The organism is Rhizobium johnstonii 3841 (assembly GCF_000009265.1).
Classification (GTDB): domain Bacteria; phylum Pseudomonadota; class Alphaproteobacteria; order Rhizobiales; family Rhizobiaceae; genus Rhizobium; species Rhizobium acaciae.
Window position 1 is genome coordinate 2,177,421 of record NC_008380.1, and the last position, 19,519, is coordinate 2,196,939.

General features: G+C 60.5%; 23 protein-coding genes. 14 read left to right on the forward strand and 9 right to left on the reverse strand.

What is annotated here, in order from left to right; genetic code table 11:
- Window positions 1-108: 108 nt before the first annotated feature.
- Both tig and RL_RS10710 read left to right on the forward strand, forming a co-directional pair.
- Entirely contained in the window at window positions 109-1,593 is a 1,485-nt protein-coding gene (gene tig, locus RL_RS10705) for a trigger factor (protein WP_011651670.1), read from the forward strand.
- Window positions 1,594-1,769: 176 nt separating this feature from the next.
- Complete coding sequence (locus tag RL_RS10710; protein WP_011651671.1) at window positions 1,770-2,192, forward strand: nuclear transport factor 2 family protein; 423 nt, start codon at window positions 1,770-1,772, stop codon at window positions 2,190-2,192.
- A gap of 134 nt (window positions 2,193-2,326) precedes the next feature.
- On the opposite strand, the gene RL_RS10715 is transcribed toward RL_RS10710, so the two are convergent.
- The 6 genes from RL_RS10715 to map form a co-directional block, all read right to left on the reverse strand.
- Complete coding sequence (locus tag RL_RS10715; RefSeq protein ID WP_011651672.1) at window positions 2,327-4,096, reverse strand: B12-binding domain-containing radical SAM protein; 1,770 nt, start codon at window positions 4,094-4,096, stop codon at window positions 2,327-2,329.
- 157 nt (window positions 4,097-4,253) lie between these two features.
- On the reverse strand, window positions 4,254-5,057 hold the full coding sequence (locus tag RL_RS10720; protein WP_011651673.1) for an endonuclease/exonuclease/phosphatase family protein: 804 nt from the start codon (window positions 5,055-5,057) through the stop codon (window positions 4,254-4,256).
- 64 nt (window positions 5,058-5,121) lie between these two features.
- Window positions 5,122-6,528, reverse strand: coding sequence for a Si-specific NAD(P)(+) transhydrogenase (gene sthA / locus RL_RS10725; RefSeq protein WP_011651674.1), 1,407 nt, complete (start codon window positions 6,526-6,528; stop codon window positions 5,122-5,124).
- A 219-nt stretch (window positions 6,529-6,747) separates the two neighbouring features.
- A complete protein-coding gene (locus RL_RS10730) occupies window positions 6,748-7,935 on the reverse strand; it encodes an alpha-hydroxy acid oxidase (protein WP_011651675.1) in 1,188 nt (395 codons plus the stop codon).
- A 186-nt stretch (window positions 7,936-8,121) separates the two neighbouring features.
- Window positions 8,122-8,949 carry a RadC family protein gene (radC, locus tag RL_RS10735; protein WP_011651676.1) on the reverse strand — a complete coding sequence of 276 codons (828 nt, stop codon included), beginning with the start codon at window positions 8,947-8,949 and terminating at the stop codon, window positions 8,122-8,124.
- A 7-nt stretch (window positions 8,950-8,956) separates the two neighbouring features.
- Window positions 8,957-9,793: a type I methionyl aminopeptidase gene (gene map, locus RL_RS10740; RefSeq protein WP_003558931.1), complete on the reverse strand. Its 837-nt coding sequence runs from the start codon at window positions 9,791-9,793 to the stop codon at window positions 8,957-8,959.
- Window positions 9,794-10,040: 247 nt separating this feature from the next.
- Here map and RL_RS10745 point away from each other — a divergent pair, with 247 nt between their 5' ends.
- The 3 genes from RL_RS10745 to RL_RS10755 all read left to right on the forward strand — a co-directional run bounded on the left by RL_RS10745 (window position 10,041) and on the right by RL_RS10755 (window position 11,333).
- On the forward strand, window positions 10,041-10,700 hold the full coding sequence (locus RL_RS10745; protein ID WP_011651677.1) for a TetR/AcrR family transcriptional regulator: 660 nt from the start codon (window positions 10,041-10,043) through the stop codon (window positions 10,698-10,700).
- 130 nt (window positions 10,701-10,830) lie between these two features.
- Window positions 10,831-11,004, forward strand: a complete 174-nt coding sequence (locus RL_RS40130; protein WP_028742072.1) for a hypothetical protein — start codon at window positions 10,831-10,833, stop codon at window positions 11,002-11,004.
- Window positions 11,001-11,333: a DUF6105 family protein gene (locus tag RL_RS10755; RefSeq protein ID WP_003539041.1), complete on the forward strand. Its 333-nt coding sequence runs from the start codon at window positions 11,001-11,003 to the stop codon at window positions 11,331-11,333. Before RL_RS40130 ends, RL_RS10755 begins: the two co-directional genes overlap by 4 nt.
- Here the strand turns inward: RL_RS10755 and ruvX are convergent.
- Window positions 11,270-11,764, reverse strand: coding sequence for a Holliday junction resolvase RuvX (gene ruvX / locus RL_RS10760; RefSeq protein ID WP_011651679.1), 495 nt, complete (start codon window positions 11,762-11,764; stop codon window positions 11,270-11,272). The two genes, RL_RS10755 and ruvX, sit on opposite strands and share 64 nt — an antisense overlap.
- Window positions 11,765-12,045: 281 nt before the next feature.
- Between ruvX and RL_RS10765 the strand changes: the two genes are divergently transcribed.
- The 5 genes from RL_RS10765 to RL_RS10785 all read left to right on the forward strand — a co-directional run bounded on the left by RL_RS10765 (window position 12,046) and on the right by RL_RS10785 (window position 15,434).
- Entirely contained in the window at window positions 12,046-12,750 is a 705-nt protein-coding gene (locus RL_RS10765) for a metal-dependent hydrolase (protein WP_011651680.1), read from the forward strand.
- A 69-nt stretch (window positions 12,751-12,819) separates the two neighbouring features.
- Window positions 12,820-13,107, forward strand: coding sequence for an Asp-tRNA(Asn)/Glu-tRNA(Gln) amidotransferase subunit GatC (gene gatC, locus RL_RS10770; RefSeq protein ID WP_003539052.1), 288 nt, complete (start codon window positions 12,820-12,822; stop codon window positions 13,105-13,107).
- A 56-nt stretch (window positions 13,108-13,163) separates the two neighbouring features.
- Window positions 13,164-14,645, forward strand: coding sequence for an Asp-tRNA(Asn)/Glu-tRNA(Gln) amidotransferase subunit GatA (gene gatA / locus RL_RS10775; RefSeq protein ID WP_011651681.1), 1,482 nt, complete (start codon window positions 13,164-13,166; stop codon window positions 14,643-14,645).
- Entirely contained in the window at window positions 14,636-15,136 is a 501-nt protein-coding gene (locus tag RL_RS10780; protein WP_011651682.1) for a GNAT family N-acetyltransferase, read from the forward strand. Before gatA ends, RL_RS10780 begins: the two co-directional genes overlap by 10 nt.
- Before the next feature lie 22 nt (window positions 15,137-15,158).
- Window positions 15,159-15,434: a hypothetical protein gene (locus tag RL_RS10785; RefSeq protein ID WP_011651683.1), complete on the forward strand. Its 276-nt coding sequence runs from the start codon at window positions 15,159-15,161 to the stop codon at window positions 15,432-15,434.
- 49 nt (window positions 15,435-15,483) lie between these two features.
- Here RL_RS10785 and RL_RS10790 read toward each other — a convergent pair whose 3' ends face one another.
- Entirely contained in the window at window positions 15,484-15,741 is a 258-nt protein-coding gene (locus tag RL_RS10790; RefSeq protein WP_011651684.1) for a YjhX family toxin, read from the reverse strand.
- A gap of 310 nt (window positions 15,742-16,051) precedes the next feature.
- Between RL_RS10790 and RL_RS10795 the strand changes: the two genes are divergently transcribed.
- On the forward strand, window positions 16,052-16,561 hold the full coding sequence (locus RL_RS10795) for a GNAT family N-acetyltransferase (protein ID WP_026237065.1): 510 nt from the start codon (window positions 16,052-16,054) through the stop codon (window positions 16,559-16,561).
- Between the two features lie 4 nt (window positions 16,562-16,565).
- Here the strand turns inward: RL_RS10795 and RL_RS10800 are convergent, their stop codons facing one another.
- Complete coding sequence (locus RL_RS10800) at window positions 16,566-16,877, reverse strand: DUF1294 domain-containing protein (protein WP_011651686.1); 312 nt, start codon at window positions 16,875-16,877, stop codon at window positions 16,566-16,568.
- 129 nt (window positions 16,878-17,006) lie between these two features.
- On the opposite strand from RL_RS10800, the gene gatB reads away from it, so the two are divergent.
- The 3 genes from gatB to RL_RS10815 are packed head-to-tail and all read left to right on the forward strand — an operon-like array spanning window position 17,007 to window position 19,494.
- The gene (gene gatB / locus RL_RS10805) at window positions 17,007-18,509 is read left to right on the forward strand and encodes an Asp-tRNA(Asn)/Glu-tRNA(Gln) amidotransferase subunit GatB (RefSeq protein WP_011651687.1); all 1,503 of its coding nucleotides are present in this window, start codon (window positions 17,007-17,009) and stop codon (window positions 18,507-18,509) included.
- Window positions 18,510-18,512: 3 nt separating this feature from the next.
- Window positions 18,513-19,016, forward strand: a complete 504-nt coding sequence (locus RL_RS10810; protein WP_011651688.1) for a GNAT family N-acetyltransferase — start codon at window positions 18,513-18,515, stop codon at window positions 19,014-19,016.
- A gap of 4 nt (window positions 19,017-19,020) precedes the next feature.
- Window positions 19,021-19,494, forward strand: coding sequence for a GNAT family N-acetyltransferase (locus tag RL_RS10815; protein ID WP_011651689.1), 474 nt, complete (start codon window positions 19,021-19,023; stop codon window positions 19,492-19,494).
- Window positions 19,495-19,519 lie beyond the last annotated feature (25 nt).

Here is a 19,519-nt window from a genome sequence, read left to right on the forward strand (position 1 = left end):
GAATGATATGGAATTGGGAAAAGCCACGCGCGGCAGGATCGCCGGCGTCGTGCTCATCGAAACGAACGGCGTCTGGGCACGGCCGCCACGAAATGAAGGTAGGAAGACATGCAGGTTATCGAAACGCTCGCTGAAGGGCTGAAGCGCGAAATCAAGGTCGTTATCCCGGCCAAGGACATGCAAGACAAGATGAATGAGCGTCTTGCCGATGTGAAGGACAAGGTTCGCATCAACGGCTTCCGTCCGGGCAAGGTGCCCGCTGCTCACCTGAAGAAGGTCTACGGCAAGTCGATCATGGCCGACCTCGTCAACGAGATCGTCCGCGAGCAGCCGGCCGCCATCCTGTCCAGCCGCGGCGAGAAGTCGGCCACGCAGCCGGAAATCGCCATGACGGAAGACAAGGACGAAGCCGACAAGATCCTCGCCGCCGAGCAGGACTTCGAATTCACGCTCTCCTATGAAGTGCTGCCGCCGATCGAACTGAAGTCGGTCAAGGGCATCAAGGTCACGCGCGAAGTCATCGACATCTCGGACGACGAAGTCAACGAGCAGGTCCTGAAGGTCGCCGAAAGCGCCCGCGCATACGAGACCAAGACCGGCAAGGCCGCGAATGGCGACCGCATCACCATGGATTACGTCGGCAAGGTCGACGGCGAAGCCTTCGAAGGCGGCACCGACCAGGGCGCCGAACTGGTGCTCGGCTCCGGCCGCTTCATTCCGGGCTTCGAAGACCAGCTCGTCGGCGTCAAGGCCGGCGCCGAGAAGACTATCACCGTGACCTTCCCGGCCGACTACCCGGCCAAGAACCTCGCTGGCAAGGAAGCGACCTTTGACGTCACTGTCAAGGAAGTCGCCGCACCTGCTGATGTCGAGATCAACGACGAACTCGCCTCCAAGCTCGGCATCGAATCCGCCGACCGCCTGAAGGAAATCGTCCGTGGCCAGATCGAATCGCAGTACGGTTCGCTGACCCGCCAGAAGCTGAAGCGTCAGATTCTCGACCAGCTCGACGAGATGTACAAGTTCGAGACCCCGAACTCGCTCGTCGACGCCGAATATAACGGCATCTGGAGCCAGGTGAACAACGACCTCGCCCAGTCCGGCAAGACCTTCGAGGACGAAGACACGACCGAGGAGAAGGCTCGCGAGGAATACAAGACGCTCGCCGAGCGTCGCGTTCGCCTCGGCCTCGTTCTCTCTGAAATCGGCGAAAAGGCCGGCGTCGAAGTCAGCGAAGATGAGATGCAGCGCGCCATCTACGATCAGCTGCGCCAGTATCCGGGCCAGGAAAAGCAGATCCTCGAATTCTTCCGCAGCCAGCCGGGTGCCGCCGCTTCGATCCGTGCACCGATCTTCGAAGAGAAGGTCATCGATCACCTGCTGACCGAAATCGACGTCACCGACAAGAAGGTGACGAAGGAAGAGCTGCTCGCCGAGGAAGAAGGCGAAGCGAAGGCCGAAACCAAGAAGGCCGCGCCGAAGAAGAAGGCTGCCGCCAAGGCCGAAGCAGCTGACGCCGGTGAAGGCGAAGAAGCCGCACCGAAGAAGAAGGCTGCTCCGAAGAAGAAGGCGGCTGACGAAAGCGCCGAATAATCGCTTTTCGGTTCAGAAGTTTTGAAGGCCTCGCCATCGTGCGGGGCCTTTTTCTGTTATCCAGGGCAGTTCATTCTCGCCGCCTACTCCATTGTGTTTATTCATCCGGAACAACAAAGAGTTGCATTAAAGTATAATTAGATGCAGATTTCGCTGATGGTGGGAGGGACCTGAAAATGACTGCAAAGCACGACATGAAGAAGCTCGTGGAGGAAATTTATGCTGTGCGTGACCGTGGCGATGTCGAAGCTACGCTGGCGCTGATCGGCGAGAATTGCACCTTTCGCATGGTCGGCAATACCCGGCTGGCGCCTTTTTCGACTGAAGCAAGCGGGGATTCTTTTCGCCAAGCGATAACCCAGCTTATCACAGTGTGGGATCTATCGAATATCAGGACAGCCGGCATCTATGTGGACGAAGATGAGCAGATGGTCTTTGCCCACCGCGAAGGCGAGGTCAGGCACATCCCATCGGGCGTGAGCTTCCATACGGAATTCGTCGACAAGATCCATTTCCGAGATGGGAAACCGGTCAAGATCGTCGAATTCGTAGACACGCTGCAAGTAGCCGAGACGACCAAGATGATCCAAGTCGCTTAAACGGCCAACAAAGTCGGAGCCTTCAAAGCGCGTTGTCAAACTTGATTCATGCGGCGCGCTTTAGCAACATGCGTTGGCTTAGAGTTTGATGCTGCCCATGTTTTCGGGCTCAGCCGCCGTTCAAGAATTACCGCTCAATGCGCTGTCAGTTGCGCGACTTTCCTGACATGGCTCACGGCTGCGGCGCCTCCGGCGGTCTGTGTGAAGAGGTGGAGCGTTTCCTCTTCGTCGTCGGCGACCGGCGTCAGAGCCTGATCCATATAGGTCTTTGACTTCGCGTCCCTTGAAATCAGGAACGCCGAAATCGTCAGGCCAATGATCGTGCCGGCGAGCGAGGCATGTTTGCGGAAGGTTTCCCAGGCAAAGCGCGGCCAGAAGACGAGAGGATTCTCGCGCGGCAGGTCAGGGCGCCGCTCGCCCGGCGTCTTCAGGCGCAGCAGGCCGCTTTGCAGCGGGTGCACGTTTTCCAGCGGCACGGTGGTCGCGAAGGAGACGAGAACCTTGACGAGCCTTGCGAGCGGCACGCCGGTTGCCACGGCGCGGCGCAGCAGCGTCTTCATATGATCAGGCGAATAATAGAGCGCCCAGGCCTCGTGGTAGATGTCTTCCCATTCCTGCTTGCTCATCTTCGGATGCGCGGTGCAGACATGCTCGACATCGTAGATGTTGAGATCGGCATCCATCTCGACGCCCTTCTTCCACAGGACCTGATGGTCCTCGGAGCCGGGCAGCGGCGTCAGGATGAAGAATTCGATGACGTCGAGCGGCAACTCTTCCTGGATGATCGTGATGTCGCGGCGGATCGATTCCGGCGTATCGGCGGGGAAGCCCAGGATATAACCGGCAAGCGTCATGATGCCCTGTGCCTTCCAGGCGAGCAGCATCTTGCGGTATTCGGTGATCTTGTTCTGGTTCTTCTTGGCGGCGGTCAGATTGTCAGGATTGACGTTTTCGAGGCCGATGAAGACGCGGGTGACGCCCGCGCGCCTGGATTTCTCGATGAAATTGGGGATCTTGTGGCAGAGCGTGTCGACCTGGATCATCAGGCCGAGCGGAATGCCGTCCCGTTCCTTGAGTTCGATCAACCGGTCGAAGATCGCTTCCCAATCCTTGTTGCGGGCGAAATTGTCGTCGGTGATGAAGAATTTGTGGATGCCCTGCGCCCAGTTCATCCGCACCAGCTTTTCGACGTCGTCGGCCGAGCGGAAGCGCGACTTGCGTCCCTGTACGTTGATGATGGTGCAGAACGAGCACTGATAGGGACAGCCACGTCCGGCATCGAAACTGGTGCTGAGCCCGAGCGTGCGCTGGATATTGTCTTTCGGCAGGAAGGGAACCGGTGTGCCGCCGATGCCGGGAAGGTCGTTCATGAAATTGTAGAGCGGCTTCAGCTCGCCGGCGGCGGCATCGCGCAGCACCATGTCGAGCCGGCCCTCGGCTTCGCCGGCAAACATCGAGATGCCCATGTCGCGGCAGGCGTCGAGCCCGACAGCCTTGCCATCCAGCATCGACAGGCAGCCGGAAACGTGGAAGCCGCCGATCGAAACCGGCAGGCCGGCATCGCGGAAGGGACGGGCGATATCGAGGGCGCGCGGATATTGGTTAGTCTGGACGCCGACGAGCGCGATCATGCCGAAATTGTCGTGACGCTTGAACTGCGCCAGCAGTCCGGCGATATCGATCCGTGTATTGGTCTCGTCGATCACGGTGATATCGATCGCCGTATCGTCCCCGAGCACCCTGCGCTCGGCGCATTCGGCGGCAATGCCGTAGAGCGCCGCCAGCGAATTGGAGGGGATCATCGCCCGCCACCAGCGGATGACGTAGCCGTCGTCGTCATAATGCGACGGCTTGATCAGGATCAGCTGAAAACGTCTGCGTGCAGCTTCCAAGACATGGGACAAGAGTATCTATCTTTCTTTAGAACCTTTGCCCGAAGGCAAAATGGCGTTGAAGACACATACAAGCACGACGTATCAATGCGATTTAGGAGGTCAAACTAAGGCGTAAAAATCCGCACGGCGCGCAAACGCTTCGCGAAGTGTATCATTCCTCAATATACTACCCGATATCGAGCAGCAATGCGCGATGGTCGGAGACTTCGGGCGCCTTGACCACCTCGAATTTGGCAACCTTCACCCCTGGCGTCACCAGCATGTAGTCGGCAAAGCGGCCCTGCTTCAGATAGTAGGAGGTTCGCGTGTCTACAAGGCCGCTTCCGGTGACCAGGTCGGAAAGCCCGAGTCTGCCGAGAATCGCAAAGGTTGCGCTATCAGGCAGCACGTTGAAATCGCCGCAGACGATGAGCCCTTCGTCGCCGGGCCAGACCCGCTCGATGAGCCCCACTAGCGCCGCGGCCTGCTTTTCACGCGCCGCCGTGTCGCCCTTGCCTGCGGGATCGCGCAGGCCATGCATGTGGGCGATGGTCACGGTAGAAGCGTGCTCATGGCTGAAGAGACGGATGCAATGGGCGTTTCGCGGCCGAGGATGTTCGCCCCAGCCATCAGCGGAAAAACTGCCGTGCACGAAGTCCAGCCCTTGGGCGATGACGGAATGCGTTTTGTGCACGAAGGTCGCCAGCCCGAATTCGGCGACAATGACGGTATCGCCGTCGAAGAGTTCGCCTCTCGATGTCGGGCAGAAGAAACCGTCGTGGCCGGGCAGGGCGGTGCTGATCTCGGTAAAGAGATTGAAGCGCTGCAGCAGCTCGACGTCGCCGTCCCGATAGACCGACGAGCCCGAGCGGGTGCCGGGTGCGCGCAAAACCTCCTGCAGGCACAGCACGTCGGGATCGGCCGCCGTCACATATTCAATCAGCGCCTCATGAAGCCTGCCGCCCCATGCGTTCAAGGAAATGATGCGCAATGTGATTCGGCTCCGTTTTGGTGGCCGGACTTAGACGGCCGTTCCCTCGGCGACGCGACGGATTTTAGAGTTCCGACTTGATGTCGCCCATTCGGTTCCAGGCATCGAGGCCGGCGATCTTGTAGGCTTCGGCGAGCGTCGGATAGTTGAAGGTGTTCTCGACGAAATATTCGACGGTCCCTTTGAGATTGAGCACCGCCTGGCCGATATGCACCAGCTCGGTGGCGCCTTCGCCGACGATATGCACGCCGAGCAGGCGGCGGGTCTTCAGCGAGAAGATCAGCTTCAAAAGCCCGGTGTCGAGGCCCATGATATGACCGCGCGACGTCTCGCGGAAGCGGGCGATGCCGCATTCATAGGGAATACCTCGCTCCTTCATCTCTTCTTCGGTCAGGCCGCAGGTCGAAATCTCGGGCACGGCATAGATGCCGTAAGGGAAATATTTCGGCGGCTCCTTGGCGACCGCGCCGACCGCGACGCGGGCGGCGATGCGGCCCTGTTCCATCGAGGTCGAGGCAAGGCTCGGAAAGCCGACGACGTCGCCGGCGGCATAGATGTTGGCAACCGATGTCTGGAAGGTTTCCGGATTGACCTTGAGACGGCCGCGGCTGTCGGCTTCGAGGCCGATGGCCTGAAGGTTCAGCGCATCAGTCGCCCCCATGCGGCCGGCGGCGAAAAGCACCATGTCGGTCGTCAGGCGCCGGCCGCTGTCGAGCGTCAGCTCGACCTTGCCGTTTTCGAGCCTCTCCACCTTGTCGGCCTTCTGGCCGAGCAACAGCTTCATATTGCGGTCGCGCAGCTGGTAGGTAAAATCCTCAATGATTTCCTTGTCGATGAAGTCGAGCATTGTCGCCTTCGGGTCGATGACGGTGACGGCGGTGTCGAGCGCGCTGAAGATCGTCGCATATTCGATTCCGATGACGCCGGCGCCGATGACCACCATCGATCGCGGCAGATCCTGGATGTCGAGCAGTTCGTCGCTGTCGAGAACGGACTTGCCGTCGAAGGGCATGTAATTGGGGCGGAACGGTTTTGTGCCGACGGCGAGCAGCACGCTGGCGGCGGTGACCTGCGTGGTCTCGCCGTCATCCTTGATTACCTGCAGCGTCGAGGCATTGATGAAGCTCGCCTTGCCGCGAATATGCTGCACGCGGTTGCGGGCGAACTGGTGTTCCAGCACCTCGACCTCGTGGTTGAGCGTAATCAGCAGGCGCCGGCGCAGGTCATCTGCACTGATCTCTTCCTTGACGCGGTAAGACCGGCCGTAGAAGCCGCGTTCGCGCCAGCCGGAAAGATTAAGCGCAGTCTCGCGCAGCGTTTTGGAAGGGATGGTGCCGGTATGCACTGACACGCCGCCGACGCGTTTGCCTTGCTCGATGACAAGCACTTTCTTGCCGAGTTTTGCCGCCTGGATCGCGCCGCGGCGCCCTGCGGGACCGCTGCCCACCACAACGAGATCGTACTGAAGCATCATCAAGCCCCGGATTGGAAAGGAATCATATTGCGACGCAAAATGTCGCCCGTCCATCGTTAGCCGGTCAATGTTACAGATTGTTTTACGGCCACCTGATTGGTCCTGACGGGTGTTTTTTCGGGCAAGTGAGCCCTGCGAGAAACAGCTTTACGCCATGGGTCGTAGCCGACGAAGAACGGCATGGGCGCTTGGCATGCTCGGTGGCTCGACGGCTTTTCATGCACGGGTGATGTAGTCCGCGGAAATATCGCCGACCTTGGTGACGCCGAGCAACGCCATATTGCTATGCAGTTCCGTCTTCAGGATATCGGCCGCCTTAAGCACGCCCGGCAGGCCCGCGACGGCAGCGGCATAAAGGAACGGCCTGCCCACGAACACGAAACGGGCCCCGAGCGCGAGGGCCTTCATGATGTCCGTCCCACGCCTGAAACCGCCATCGACCATGACGGCAACGCTGTCTCCAACACGGGATGCAATCTCCGGAAGGACCTGAAGGGGAGATGCGGTACCGTCGAGCTGGCGGCCGCCATGGTTGGAGACGATCACGCCATCCGCCCCGGTGTCGACAGCCCGCGCCGCGTCGTCAGGATGCATGATCCCCTTCACCACGAGTTTGCCGGACCATCTGTTGCGTATCCGCTCCAGATGGTTCCAGTTGAGATGGTCGCGCCTGCCGAAATCGCGCGTGACATTCGAGGAGATGATCGGCGCGCCCCTTGTGGCATAGGAATTTTCAAAATGTGGAATGCCGTGCCGGGCGATCGTGCGCAGGAATGTGCCGGTGGTCCAGCGCGGGTGCGAGATGCCCTGCCATGCCAGGCGGAGACCGGGACGCAGAGGCGTCGAAAATCCGGCCCTTACATTGTTTTCACGGTTTGGCAGCGTGGCTGTATCCACGGTCAGCAGAAGCGTGCGCAAGCCGGCCGCGCCGACGCGATCGATGAGAGCATCGATACGGTCGGGTTCGCCGGGGAGATAGGCCTGAAACCATGCTTGCGGCGAAACTGCAGCGATCTCTTCCAAGGGGATAAGCGATGAACCGCTTATGATCATCGGGATTCCCGATTGATCCGCTCCCTGCGCAAGCACGATGTCACCTCGATAGGCCATCAGCGCGCTGATACCCATCGGCGCGATGCCGAATGGTGCGGCATGGGTCTTGCCGAAGAGGCTCGTCTCGGTGCTGCGTTTCGAGACGTCCCGAAGGACACGAGGCTGGAAGGCATAGGCCTGGAAAGCCTCTGCATTATGCCGCAGCGACGCATTGGTCTCTGTTGCGCCTGCGATGTAACCGAACAGCGGCTTTGGCAGATGTCGCCGCGCCTTTATTTCAAAGTCATCGAGGCAGAGCACGTCGCGGCAGAGCCGGGTCGATCGATCGGTGTTGCCGCTGCGGATCGTCATGGAGCTTCATCTTCTCGGTATTTCGGGCGGGCATTGTCCAGGCTGTGGTGGTGCCGGACTGCATACAATCGCGCACCACCGAGTGCTGTCAACTCCGGCATCCCTCAGTCTTCTCGCGGGATGGACCAGGGCATGGTCGACGCGCCGGGGCTCTGCGTCTCGTCGGCGATCAGCCGCAGTGTTTGTTCAGATCAGCTTCAGCCCCTTCAGGCTGACATGGCCATCCTTGCCGATGATGATGTGGTCATGGACGGTGATATCGAGCGCCTTGGCCGCATCGATGATCACCTTCGTCATGTCGATGTCGGCACGCGATGGCGTGGGATCGCCCGAGGGGTGGTTGTGCACCAGGACCATCGCCGTTGCCGAAAGCTCGAGCGCGCGTTTGACCACCTCGCGCGGATAGACCGGCGTATGGTCGACCGTGCCGCGGCCCTGCACCTCGTCGGCGATCAGCACATTGCGCTTGTCGAGGAAGAGGATGCGGAACTGTTCGCGAGTCTCATGCGCCATGGCGGCATGGCAATACTGGATGACAGAAGACCACGAGGACAGGACCTGTTTGGTCCTGAGCTCGCTCTTCAGGGTCCGATGGGCGACAGTCGAGATCAGCTTCAGGTCGAGCGCCACGGCCTCGCCGACGCCCTTGACTTCCATCAGCAGCGCCTGAGGCGCACCGAAAACGCCGGCGAGCGAGCCGAACCGTTCGATCAGCGCCTTGGCGATCGGCTTGGTGTCGCGCCGCGGGATCAGACGGAAAAGCAAGAGCTCGAGGATTTCGTAGTCGGCCAGCGCCGCATCGCCTTGCTCCCGGAAGCGGTCACGCAACCGCTCGCGATGGCCGTGATAATGCTCTTGGCCGGCAAGCGAGGCGGGTAGGGCGGCCCTGGCATTTGGTGCGGACGGTTTCTGCGGCTGTCCGCCAAAAAACGAACGTTCATCGGCGGCAATCGGTTCTTGCGTCTCGAAAGGCAGCTCGTCGTCGGAAGATGTCGAAACAGGCCCCTTCGCCATCGGATCGTCACCCGTTGTGCGACGGCAGACCGGGGCGGTCGAGCCCACCCGGCGACAGTGTGAAGATCTCGCAGCCATCGGAGGTGACGCCGACGGTATGTTCGTACTGCGCCGACAGCGAGCGGTCGCGGGTGACTGCCGTCCAACCGTCGGCCAACACCTTCACATGCGGCCGGCCGAGGTTGATCATCGGCTCGATGGTGAAGATCATGCCTTCGCGCAGTTCCGGCCCCTCATTGGCGCGGCCGTAATGCAGGATATTCGGCGAATCGTGGAACAGCCGGCCGACACCGTGGCCACAGAAATCGCGCACCACCGAACAGCGCTCGGCCTCTGCATAGGTCTGGATCGCCTCGCCGATCGCGCCGGTGCGGGCGCCAGGCCTGACGGCGGCAATGCCGCGCATCAGCGATTCATAGGTGACCTCGAGCAGCCGCTCGGCAGCACGCTTGACGACGCCGACGGGATACATCCGGCTGGAATCGCCATGCCAGCCGTCGAGCACGAAGGTGACGTCGATATTGACGATATCGCCGTCACGCAGCGGCTTGTCGTTCGGAATGCCGTGGCAGACGACGTGGTTGATCGAGGTGCAGGTCGATTTGGTATAACCGCGATAGTTCAGCGTCGCCGGATAGGCGCCGTGATCCATGCCGAAATCGAAGACGAACCTGTCGATCTCATCGGTCAGCAGGCCGGGCTTGACGATGTCGGCAAGCGCATCGAGGCAGCGAGCGGTCAGCTGGCATGCCCTTCGCATGCCCTCGAATGCTTGCGCGTCATAAAGCCGGATGGCGCCCGTATTCTTCGGGGGCGCAGTAGAGGCTTCGATATAGTTCACCATTGCAGGGCCTTAGCGGAGATTGTTAGATTTGTTCATAATGCAGCTATGCCGGGTTCGTCCATCACGATCAACCGCCCGGACGAGATTTCTGAGCGGATCCGATCGCCCAACGTGCAGTCTTCCACATCCGTTCGACGGACAATCCTCGGTCCGGCTGGAATATCCACAATCTTCCCAAAGGGATAGGATTGATTGCGTGAAGTCTCCCCGTTACTCACCGATTGGTGACAGCGGGGAAGGGTCGATCATGCTGAATGAAGCCGTAAATCTTGAAAATTCACCCGGGACCGGCGAGGGGCCGGAACGGCGCGTGCGTGATCGCGGCGCCACCGAGCGCGCCATCCTTGCCGCCGCCAAGGGGCTGCTCGCCGAGGAAGGCTTCCAGAATTTCGGCATCAATGCGGTCGCCCGCCGCGCCAGTTGCGACAAGCAGCTGATCTATCGTTACTATGGCGGCCTCGACGGCCTGGTCGAGGCGATCGGCGCCGATCTCGGCACGTGGGTGAAGGATCGCATCCCGGAAGACGCCGGCGGCATGTTCCTGCTCACCTATGGCGACCTGATGGAGCGGCTGTCGCTTCTTCTCCTCGACGCCTTGAGAAGCGATCCGCTGATGCGCCGCATCCTCGCCTGGGAGATATCGGAAAACACCGAGCAGGTGAGGCGCTTGTCCGAGGCGCGTTCGAAGGCGCTCGCTCTCTGGCTAGAACGCATGCGCGGCTCGCTGGCGCCGCCGAAGGCCGTGGATGCCGCAGCCGTCAACGCCGTCGTCATCGCCGCGATCCAGCACCTCGTGCTTGCCGCTGCGGCCGGCGGGCAGTGCGCCGGCCTGTCGCTGAAAACACCCAAGGACTGGGAGAAGGCGGCAACGGCGCTGAAGCGCATCGTGCGTGGCGTCTACGGCTGATACCTGCCCTATCCACAGGGGGCGGGCGCCGTGTTAACCTTAACAAATGGTTTACGTTGCGTGGGGGTGCTTAACGCGACAGTCTGGCGGCGAGCAGAGATGGTATGAGTAGAAGCCCCGAGTGACGCCCATGGGAACCAAGATCGCTAAAGCCGCGTTTCTGGTGACGGCGATGATGTTTTTCGCAGTCCTGGCGCTGGATATCGCAATTCCGACGCTAGTGCTTTGCATCATGGCATTGTCGACCTGGTTGGTCTCCCTCGATCTGCCCCTGGCGCGCAAGCATGGAGGAGAGGCCGCATGAAGTGGTTTCTGATCTTCTGGGCCGGCCCCATCGTCTTTCTGGGCGGATGGTACTGGCTTTCCTATTACGACATGAGTTTCGGCATCTTCATGCTGAGCCGGCAGGTCCATGACCTGACGTTCGAACTTTACGGCGAGGCGCTCGGCATTCCGCCGGAGACCATCCCGCCGCTCGTTGCCCGCGCGATCGCGGTGGACAGCCTCGTCGTCTTCGCCATCCTGGCCTTCCGGAAGCGCAAGTCGATCATTGCCTGGTGGAAGGCGCGTCAGGCGCTGAATTCGTCTCCATCAGACCTTGCCAGCAAGGAAAGCCTGTCGAGCGCGCCCTGAAGGATGAAGCTTGCCGCGGCCGAATCGATCCGTTCGGCCCGCTTGGCGCGGGAGACGTCCATTTCGAGCAGCGTCCGTTCGGCCGCAACCGTCGAAAGCCGCTCATCCCAATAGACGAAGGGCAGCGCCGTCTTCTGCTCCATATTACGCACGAAGGCGCGTGTCGCCTGCACGCGCGGACCTGCTGATCCATCCATGTTCATGGGTAGGCCGATAACAAAGCCTGCGACCTTTTCCGATTGTGCGAAGTCGAGCAGCGCCTGCGCATCGATGGCGAACTTGACGCGGCGGATCACCGTGCGCGGCGTGGCGAAGCGCCGTCCGAGATCGGACATCGACAGCCCGATCGTTTTGGTGCCGAGATCGAGGCCGGCAATTGCCTGTCGCGGAGCGAGCGTTTCGGCCATTTCCTCGATCGTCAGCACCGTCATCGCCGTTTCATCCCGTCAAAACAAATTGAAGTCGCCGCCGCTTTTCTTTGCGGCCGCATAAGATATGTCCTTAAAGCATGTCGCGCAAAAGTGTGCCGCGGTTTTGCGATAACGACATGCGCAAAAACAAAGATCTAAAATGCTGGAGCGAATCTGAAAGATTGCGACGCGTTTTAGGGCATGACGCCGAAAAGTGTGAGCGGTTTTCGGACGACATCATGCTCTCATTCTTTGATGTGGCATCGAAACCGGCTTTGCATCACGTAATAAGGAGACATTTCATGAAGATCACCTGGCTCGGCCATTCCGCCTTCCGCATCGAGACATCAAAGGCGAAGATCCTGCTCGATCCATTCCTCAGCTATAACGCCTCCTTTTCCGGCCAGGATATCAAGGATGTTTCTGCAGGCATCACTCACATCCTGTTGACGCACGGCCATGGCGATCATGTCGGCGATACCGTGGCACTCGCCAAGGAAACCGGCGCTGTCGTTCTCGCCAATGCCGATCTCGCCGCTTGGCTCGGCTCCAAGGGCGTCGACAAGATCGAGATGGGCAATACCGGCGGCACGATCGCGCTCGGCAGCTTCTCGGCAACCTTCACCAATGCGCTGCACTCCTCCGCCCAGATCACCGAGGACGGCGTCTCGCACGCACTCGGCAACGCCAACGGCCTGATGCTGCATTTCGACGACGAAGCCTCGATCCTTGCCATGGGCGATACCGACATCTTCTCCGACATGGCGCTGATCAATGAATTGCACCAGCCCGATATCGGTTTCGTGCCGGTCGGCGACCGCTTCACCATGGGCGGCGCTGTGGCAGCACTTGCCTGCCGGCGCTATTTCAACTTCAAGACCGCGATCCCCTGCCACTACGGCACCTTTCCGATCATCGACCAGACGGCCGAAAAATTCGTTGCCGGCATGGACGGATCGAAGACGGATGTGAAGGCGATCAGGCCTTCCGAGAGCCTGTCGATCTGACGAAATCCCGTTGCACACGGCGGACATGGCCTTTATAGCGGGTAGGAAAAATCCTATCCGGAGAATGCCATGTCCGTCGATCTTGCCACCGTGAAGCGCGTCGCCCGCCTTGCTCGTATTGCCGTCTCCGAGGACGAGGCAAATCGCATGGTCGGCGAGCTGAACGGCATCCTTGGCTTCGTCGAGCAACTCTCCGAAGTGAATGTCGACGGCGTCGAGGCGATGACGTCGGTGACCCCGACGGCGATGAAGAAGCGGACCGATGAGGTGACCGACGGCAGCAAAGCAGCCGATATCGTCGCCAATGCGCCCGTCACCGACCACAATTTTTTCCTGGTGCCGAAAGTCGTCGAATAAGGCTTCGAAGTCTCTTTCCGACCCTGTTGCCATTCCAGATCTGAAGCGAAAACACGATGAGCGAACTCACCAGCCTGACCATTGCCGAAGCCCGCCAGAAGCTGCGCGCCAAGGAAATCACCGCGATCGAACTGACCGAAGCCTATATCTCGGCGATAGATGCGGCCAATGGCCGGCTTAACGCCTATATCAAGGTCACGCCGGATCTCGCCCGCGTCATGGCGAAGAACTCCGACGAGCGCATCGCCGCCGGCAAGGCAGGCGAACTCGAAGGCATTCCGCTCGGCATCAAGGATCTCTTTGCCACCGTGGGTGTCCACACCCAGGCCTGCAGCCATATACTCGATGGTTTCGAGCCGCGTTATGAATCGACCGTCACGCAGAACCTCTGGGATGACGGCGCCGTCATGCTCGGCAAGCTCAACATGGACGAATTCGCCATGGGCTCGTCGAATGAAACATCCTATTACGGCCCAGTGATCAATCCCTGGCGCGCCGCAGGCTCCAACCAGCAGCTCGTGCCCGGCGGCTCGTCGGGCGGTTCGGCCGCAGCCGTCGCTGCGCATCTTTGCGCCGGCGCCACCGCAACCGATACCGGCGGCTCGATCCGCCAGCCGGCCGCCTTCACCGGCACCGTCGGCATCAAGCCGACCTATGGCCGTTGCTCGCGCTGGGGCACCGTCGCCTTCGCCTCTTCGCTCGACCAGGCAGGCCCGATCGCCCGCGACGTACGCGATGCCGCGATCCTTTTGAAGTCGATGGCAAGCGTCGACGCAAAGGACACGACATCGGTCGATCTGCCGGTGCCGGATTACGAAGCAGCTCTCGGCCAATCGCTGAAAGGCATGAAGATCGGCATCCCGAACGAATATCGTGTCGACGGCATGCCGGATGAGATCGAGACGCTTTGGCGCCAGGGCATCGCCTGGCTGAAGGAAGCCGGTGCCGAAATCGTCGACATCTCGCTGCCGCATACCAAATACGCTCTTCCAGCCTATTACATCGTCGCTCCCGCCGAGGCATCTTCGAACCTCGCGCGCTACGACGGCGTGCGCTACGGCCTGCGTGTCGACGGCAAGGATATCGTCGACATGTATGAGAAGACGCGTGCTGCGGGCTTCGGCAAGGAAGTCAAGCGCCGCATCATGATCGGCACCTACGTGCTGTCGGCCGGTTATTACGATGCCTATTACATCCGCGCGCAGAAGGTGCGCACGCTGATCAAGCGCGATTTCGAACTCGCCTTCGACGCCGGTGTCGATGCCATCCTGACGCCGGCAACGCCGTCGTCGGCCTTTGGCGTTGCCGATGAGAACCTCGCCGCCGATCCGGTGAAAATGTATCTGAACGACATCTTCACGGTGACGGTCAACATGGCGGGCCTGCCCGGCATCGCCGTGCCCGCCGGCCTCGACCACAAGGGCCTGCCGCTTGGCCTGCAGCTGATCGGCAAACCCTTTGACGAGGAAACCCTCTTCAAGACCGCCCATGTCATCGAGCAGGCAGCCGGCCGGTTTACGCCGGCCAAGTGGTGGTAACGGATCTAACGATCCGAAGAATAGCGGCTGCCGACCACGAAGCGGTCGGCGCCGTCGGTTTTGCCGCATGGGCCGCCAGCGATGCCTTCGAGGACAGCTATCTCGATCCCGATGTGATCGCCAGGGTGCGGCACGAGTTCGCCATCTTTCCTAAGGAAGCGAAAGGCGAGGTCTTCGTTGCCGAACGGGACGAGACGATCGTCGGCTGGGGCGCGCGTGAAAATCAATCGAACTATATGTCCGACCTCTGGGTGCATCCCGATCACCAGGGCAACGGCGTCGGCCGGGCTCTCCTGCTTCATTTGTGCGACTTGATGGCTGCAGAGGGGTTGGCGACGGCCAGGCTCGACACGCACGCCGGGAATAAGGGCGCAATCCGGCTCTACGAACGCTGCGGCTTCACCATCTTCTGGCGTGGCCGCGAATTTTCCAAGAGCATGGGCGTCTCGCTTGAAAAGGTGCATCTGGAGAAGCGGTTGGCTGACCGATAGCGGGAACCAGCAAGGAGGTCTTATGGCGAACAGTGATCTTGCGCAATTGATCGAGGCAGTTGATCGCCTCGCTGCCAGCGGTTTCACCATGGGCGCGGAGTGGCAGGCGGTCCACGACATCTGCCAGCGCCACGAAGGCGAACAGCCGTTCGACTGGGGGCACGCCCTTTGCCATCGCATCGAGGGCGATGACTGGAACGCCGACTACTGGTATCGCCGCGCCGGCAAGGCGCGTGGCACGGGCACGATGGCCGACGAGTGGTCGGCGATGCGGACGGAACTCTCTGCAAAGGCTTGAGGCGATATCCCGATCGCGCCCGTTCGAGACGCGATCAGGAGTGCCACTATTACCTGTTGTTCAGCTGCGACCTGACCAATCTCAGCCCTCTTTCGGTGATCCGGTAGGGCTGACCGCCTGAGGACTTGATTGCCCTCAGGCGCTTCAGCCTGCGGAAGAGATCAAGGTCGACGCCGGGATAGAGCCAGCCGTCGCGGGTGAAGCAACTGACCGCCTCAATCTTCCTGTCGTCGTCGCGGGTAATTTCAATGCGGCCGCCTTGGGCCATGAGATGCAGGATGCGCTGCTCCGTGCGAGAAATGTCCATGTGTGAGATCCGGTATCGCGCCCGGCAGGGCGCACAAAAACGATCTGGCGCTCATTCGAACGTCAGGGCTTCGTTTTTTTCGGGCCCATGCGCGCAAGCGAACTTGCGGGCAGGGCCTTTACCGGGTCTCAGGCAGGCTCAACATAAAACACCTCGATAGGGTTTATTATTCAGCCCGGAAAATTCGGTCAAGAGCGTGTTCTCAGCTCAAAACCAGTCGAAAACCTCACTTTTGCCCGATCATCCCTTTGGAGGTACTGGTAAATTCCGCGACTCAATGGTCTAGTTGAGGTGTAACGCGGAGGTGTCGTTGATCCACATTCGCAATGCCCGCGACGGTGAAGCGGAGCTATTGAGCGAGATCGGGCTGAGGGCCTGGCAAAATGCGATGGCGTCGATCGGCGAATCGGACGCGATGATCGATGCAGCGCGCAACGCCTTTCGGAACTTCGTGGAAAACGACTGGCTGACCATCACCGTCGTCGAGCAGAACGGCCAGGTCGCAGGCTGGGCGGCGCGCGAGGGATTGGACGAAACCATCTCGGATTTCTGGATCGATCCCGTCTTCACCCGCCAGGGCCTCGGTTCGGCCCTTCTCGTCCGCATCGAAAAGGAGATCGCCGATCAGGGCCTCGAGAAGGCGGCGATGCAGACCCATTCCGGCAATAGCGAGGCGATCGGCTTCTTCCGGAAGCACGGCTACAGCATCCATTGGCTGTCGGTCGCCTACAATCCGAAGCTTGATCGCGACGTACCCTCCGTTGGACTGACGAAACAGCTCGTTTCGGATAGCCAAGGCGCGTATGGGCTGGAATTCTGATGCTTCAAAAATCCTGAAGAAGGAGAGGGCTCCATTGCGGCAAGAAGGCGAGCACAGCAATCAGTGCGCCGTGCAGGATCAGGATCGCCGCCAGGATTGACCGGAACGGCTCCTTTCTCGTCTTGTGCCGCAGCAGCTGCTGTGCAGCCAGCGCGCCAAGGCTGCCGCCGATCAACGCAAGGATGAGAAGTGTGCGCTCGCTGATGCGCCGCCTGCCGTGACGTGCCGCCTGCTTGTCAAAGAAATAGATCGAGAACACCAAGAGGTTCAGCGCCAGAAACAGTATGGCCCATTTGATAATATCGATCATCGTCATAGGGGAACCCTACCGCGGCTCCGTTAATGGACGGCAAAACCGCAATGCGCGCCATGGCGAAAGCCTTGCACCGGCACGCCATTTCCTTTACCTCACCAGTGGAAAAGAACAGCCTGCAAAGAGCATCAGATGACCCTTGTCGACGTCCGCACGCCTGATCCGAAACGCTTCATCCCCGGCGCCACCGGCGACTGGGAAGTCATCGTCGGCATGGAAGTCCATGCCCAGGTGCTGTCCAATTCGAAGCTCTTCTCCGGCGCCTCGACGGAATTCGGCAAGCCGCAGAATTCGAACGTCTCGATGGTCGACGCCGCCATGCCCGGCATGCTGCCTGTGATCAACGAGGAATGCGTCAAGCAGGCTGTTCGCACCGGCCTCGGCCTGAAAGCCCAGATCAACAAGCGCTCCCTGTTTGATCGCAAGAACTATTTCTATCCCGACCTGCCGCAGGGCTATCAGATCTCGCAGTTCAAGGATCCGATCGTCGGCGAGGGCAAGATCGTCATTTCGCTCGGGCCGGATCGCCAGGGCCAGTTCGAAGATATCGAGATCGGCATCGAGCGCCTGCATCTGGAACAGGATGCCGGCAAGTCGATGCATGACCAGCACGCGACCATGTCCTATGTCGATCTCAACCGTTCCGGCGTTGCCCTGATGGAGATCGTCTCCAAGCCCGATATGCGCTCGTCCGACGAGGCCAAGGCCTATATGACCAAGCTGCGCTCGATCGTGCGTTATCTCGGCACCTGCGACGGCAACATGGACGAGGGCTCGATGCGCGCCGACGTCAACGTCTCCGTCCGCCGTCCGGGCGAGGATTTCGGCACGCGTTGCGAGATCAAGAACGTCAACTCCATCCGTTTCATCGGCCAGGCGATCGAATATGAAGCCCGTCGCCAGATCGGCATTCTGGAGGACGGTGGCAAGATCGATCAAGAGACTCGCCTCTTCGACCCGAACAAGGGCGAAACGCGCTCGATGCGCTCCAAGGAGGATGCGCACGACTATCGTTATTTCCCCGATCCGGATCTGCTGCCGCTCGAATTCGACGACGCCTTCATCAAGGCGCTCGAAGCCGATCTGCCGGAACTGCCTGACGACAAGAAGGAGCGCTTCGTGCGCGAGCTCGGCCTGTCGATCTACGACGCCTCGGTGCTCGTTTCCGAAAAAGCGATCGCCGATTATTTCGAAGCCGTCGCCGCAGGCCGTGACGGCAAGACGGCCGCCAACTGGGTGATCAACGATCTGCTCGGCGCACTGAACCGCACCGGCAAGGACATCGAGCAGACGCCGGTTTCGCCGGCCCAGCTCGGCGCCATCATCGATCTCATCAAGGCGGGAACCATATCCGGCAAGATCGCCAAGGATCTCTTCGAGATCGTGCTCGCCGAGGGCGGCGATCCCGCCGAGATCGTCGAGGCGCGCGGCATGAAGCAGGTGACGGATACCGGCGCGATCGAAAAGGCCGTGGACGAGATCATCGCGGCCAATCCCGATCAGGTCGAAAAGGTCAAGGCGAAACCGACCATGGCAGCATGGTTCGTCGGCCAGGTGATGAAGGCGACCGGCGGCAAGGCCAATCCGCAGGCTGTTCAGGCCCTCGTCAAGGCGAAGCTCGGCATCGAGGAGTAAGCGGTGTATTTCGTCCGCACCGCCGGCGAGCGCGACCTGGAGAAGGTGCGCGCCCTCTTGGTGGAGAGCTTTCATGCCACCTATGACAGCCTGCATGGCAAAGCCAAGGTGGCGGATCTGATCGCCCATCTCTTTTCGCCGGCGGCGCTGAAGACGCGCCTCGTGCGAAAGGATGCCGAATTCCTCGTTGCCGATGACGGCCGCAATATTGGCGGCATGGGTTATGCGGCAATGTCGCAGCAATTGACGAAGACTGTCATGCTGCATCTCCTCTATGTCAGGCCGGCGCTGCAGCGCCAAGGTATCGGCCGCGATATCTTCGCCGAGCTCGAAACCTGCTTTCCCGATGCCGAGATCATGCGCCTCGAAGTCGAACCGCAAAACGCTGCCGCGATCGCCTTCTATCGCACGCACGGCTTCACCGAGATCGGCCGCAACGAGAATAGCGGAGCCGGACAATCCGGCATTCCGGCGCTGATCTTCGAAAAACCACTCGAAGGGCATTGAGACTGTGGCGGCCGAGTTGCCCGACATTCTCATTCGTCCGGCGCGCCGGGAAGACCTGCCGGCGCTGGTGGCCATGTTTTCGGCCGACGCACTCGGCGGTCACGGCGATACCACGGAAGCTGAAGCCTTCCCGGATTATCTCAGGGCCTTCGCCGTCATCGAGGCTTCGCCCGACCAGACGCTTTACGTCGCAGAGCGCGGCGGCGAGGTCGTCGGCACGTTCCAGACGATGGTGACGACGTCGCTCACCGGCCGAGGCTCCTCGGCGATGATTATCGAGGCGGTGCAGACACGCGCCGATATGCGCGGGCAGGGGGTCGGCGGACTGATGATCGAATTCGCCATTGCCGAGGCAAAAGGCCGCGGTATCGGGCGGGTAGCGTTGACCTCGAATGCGATACGCAAGGATGCCCATCGTTTCTATGAAAGGCTGGGCTTCAAGCCCTCGCATCTCGGCTTCAAGATGGCTTTGAAATGACCCGTGACTGTCGCGGAATCGCTGG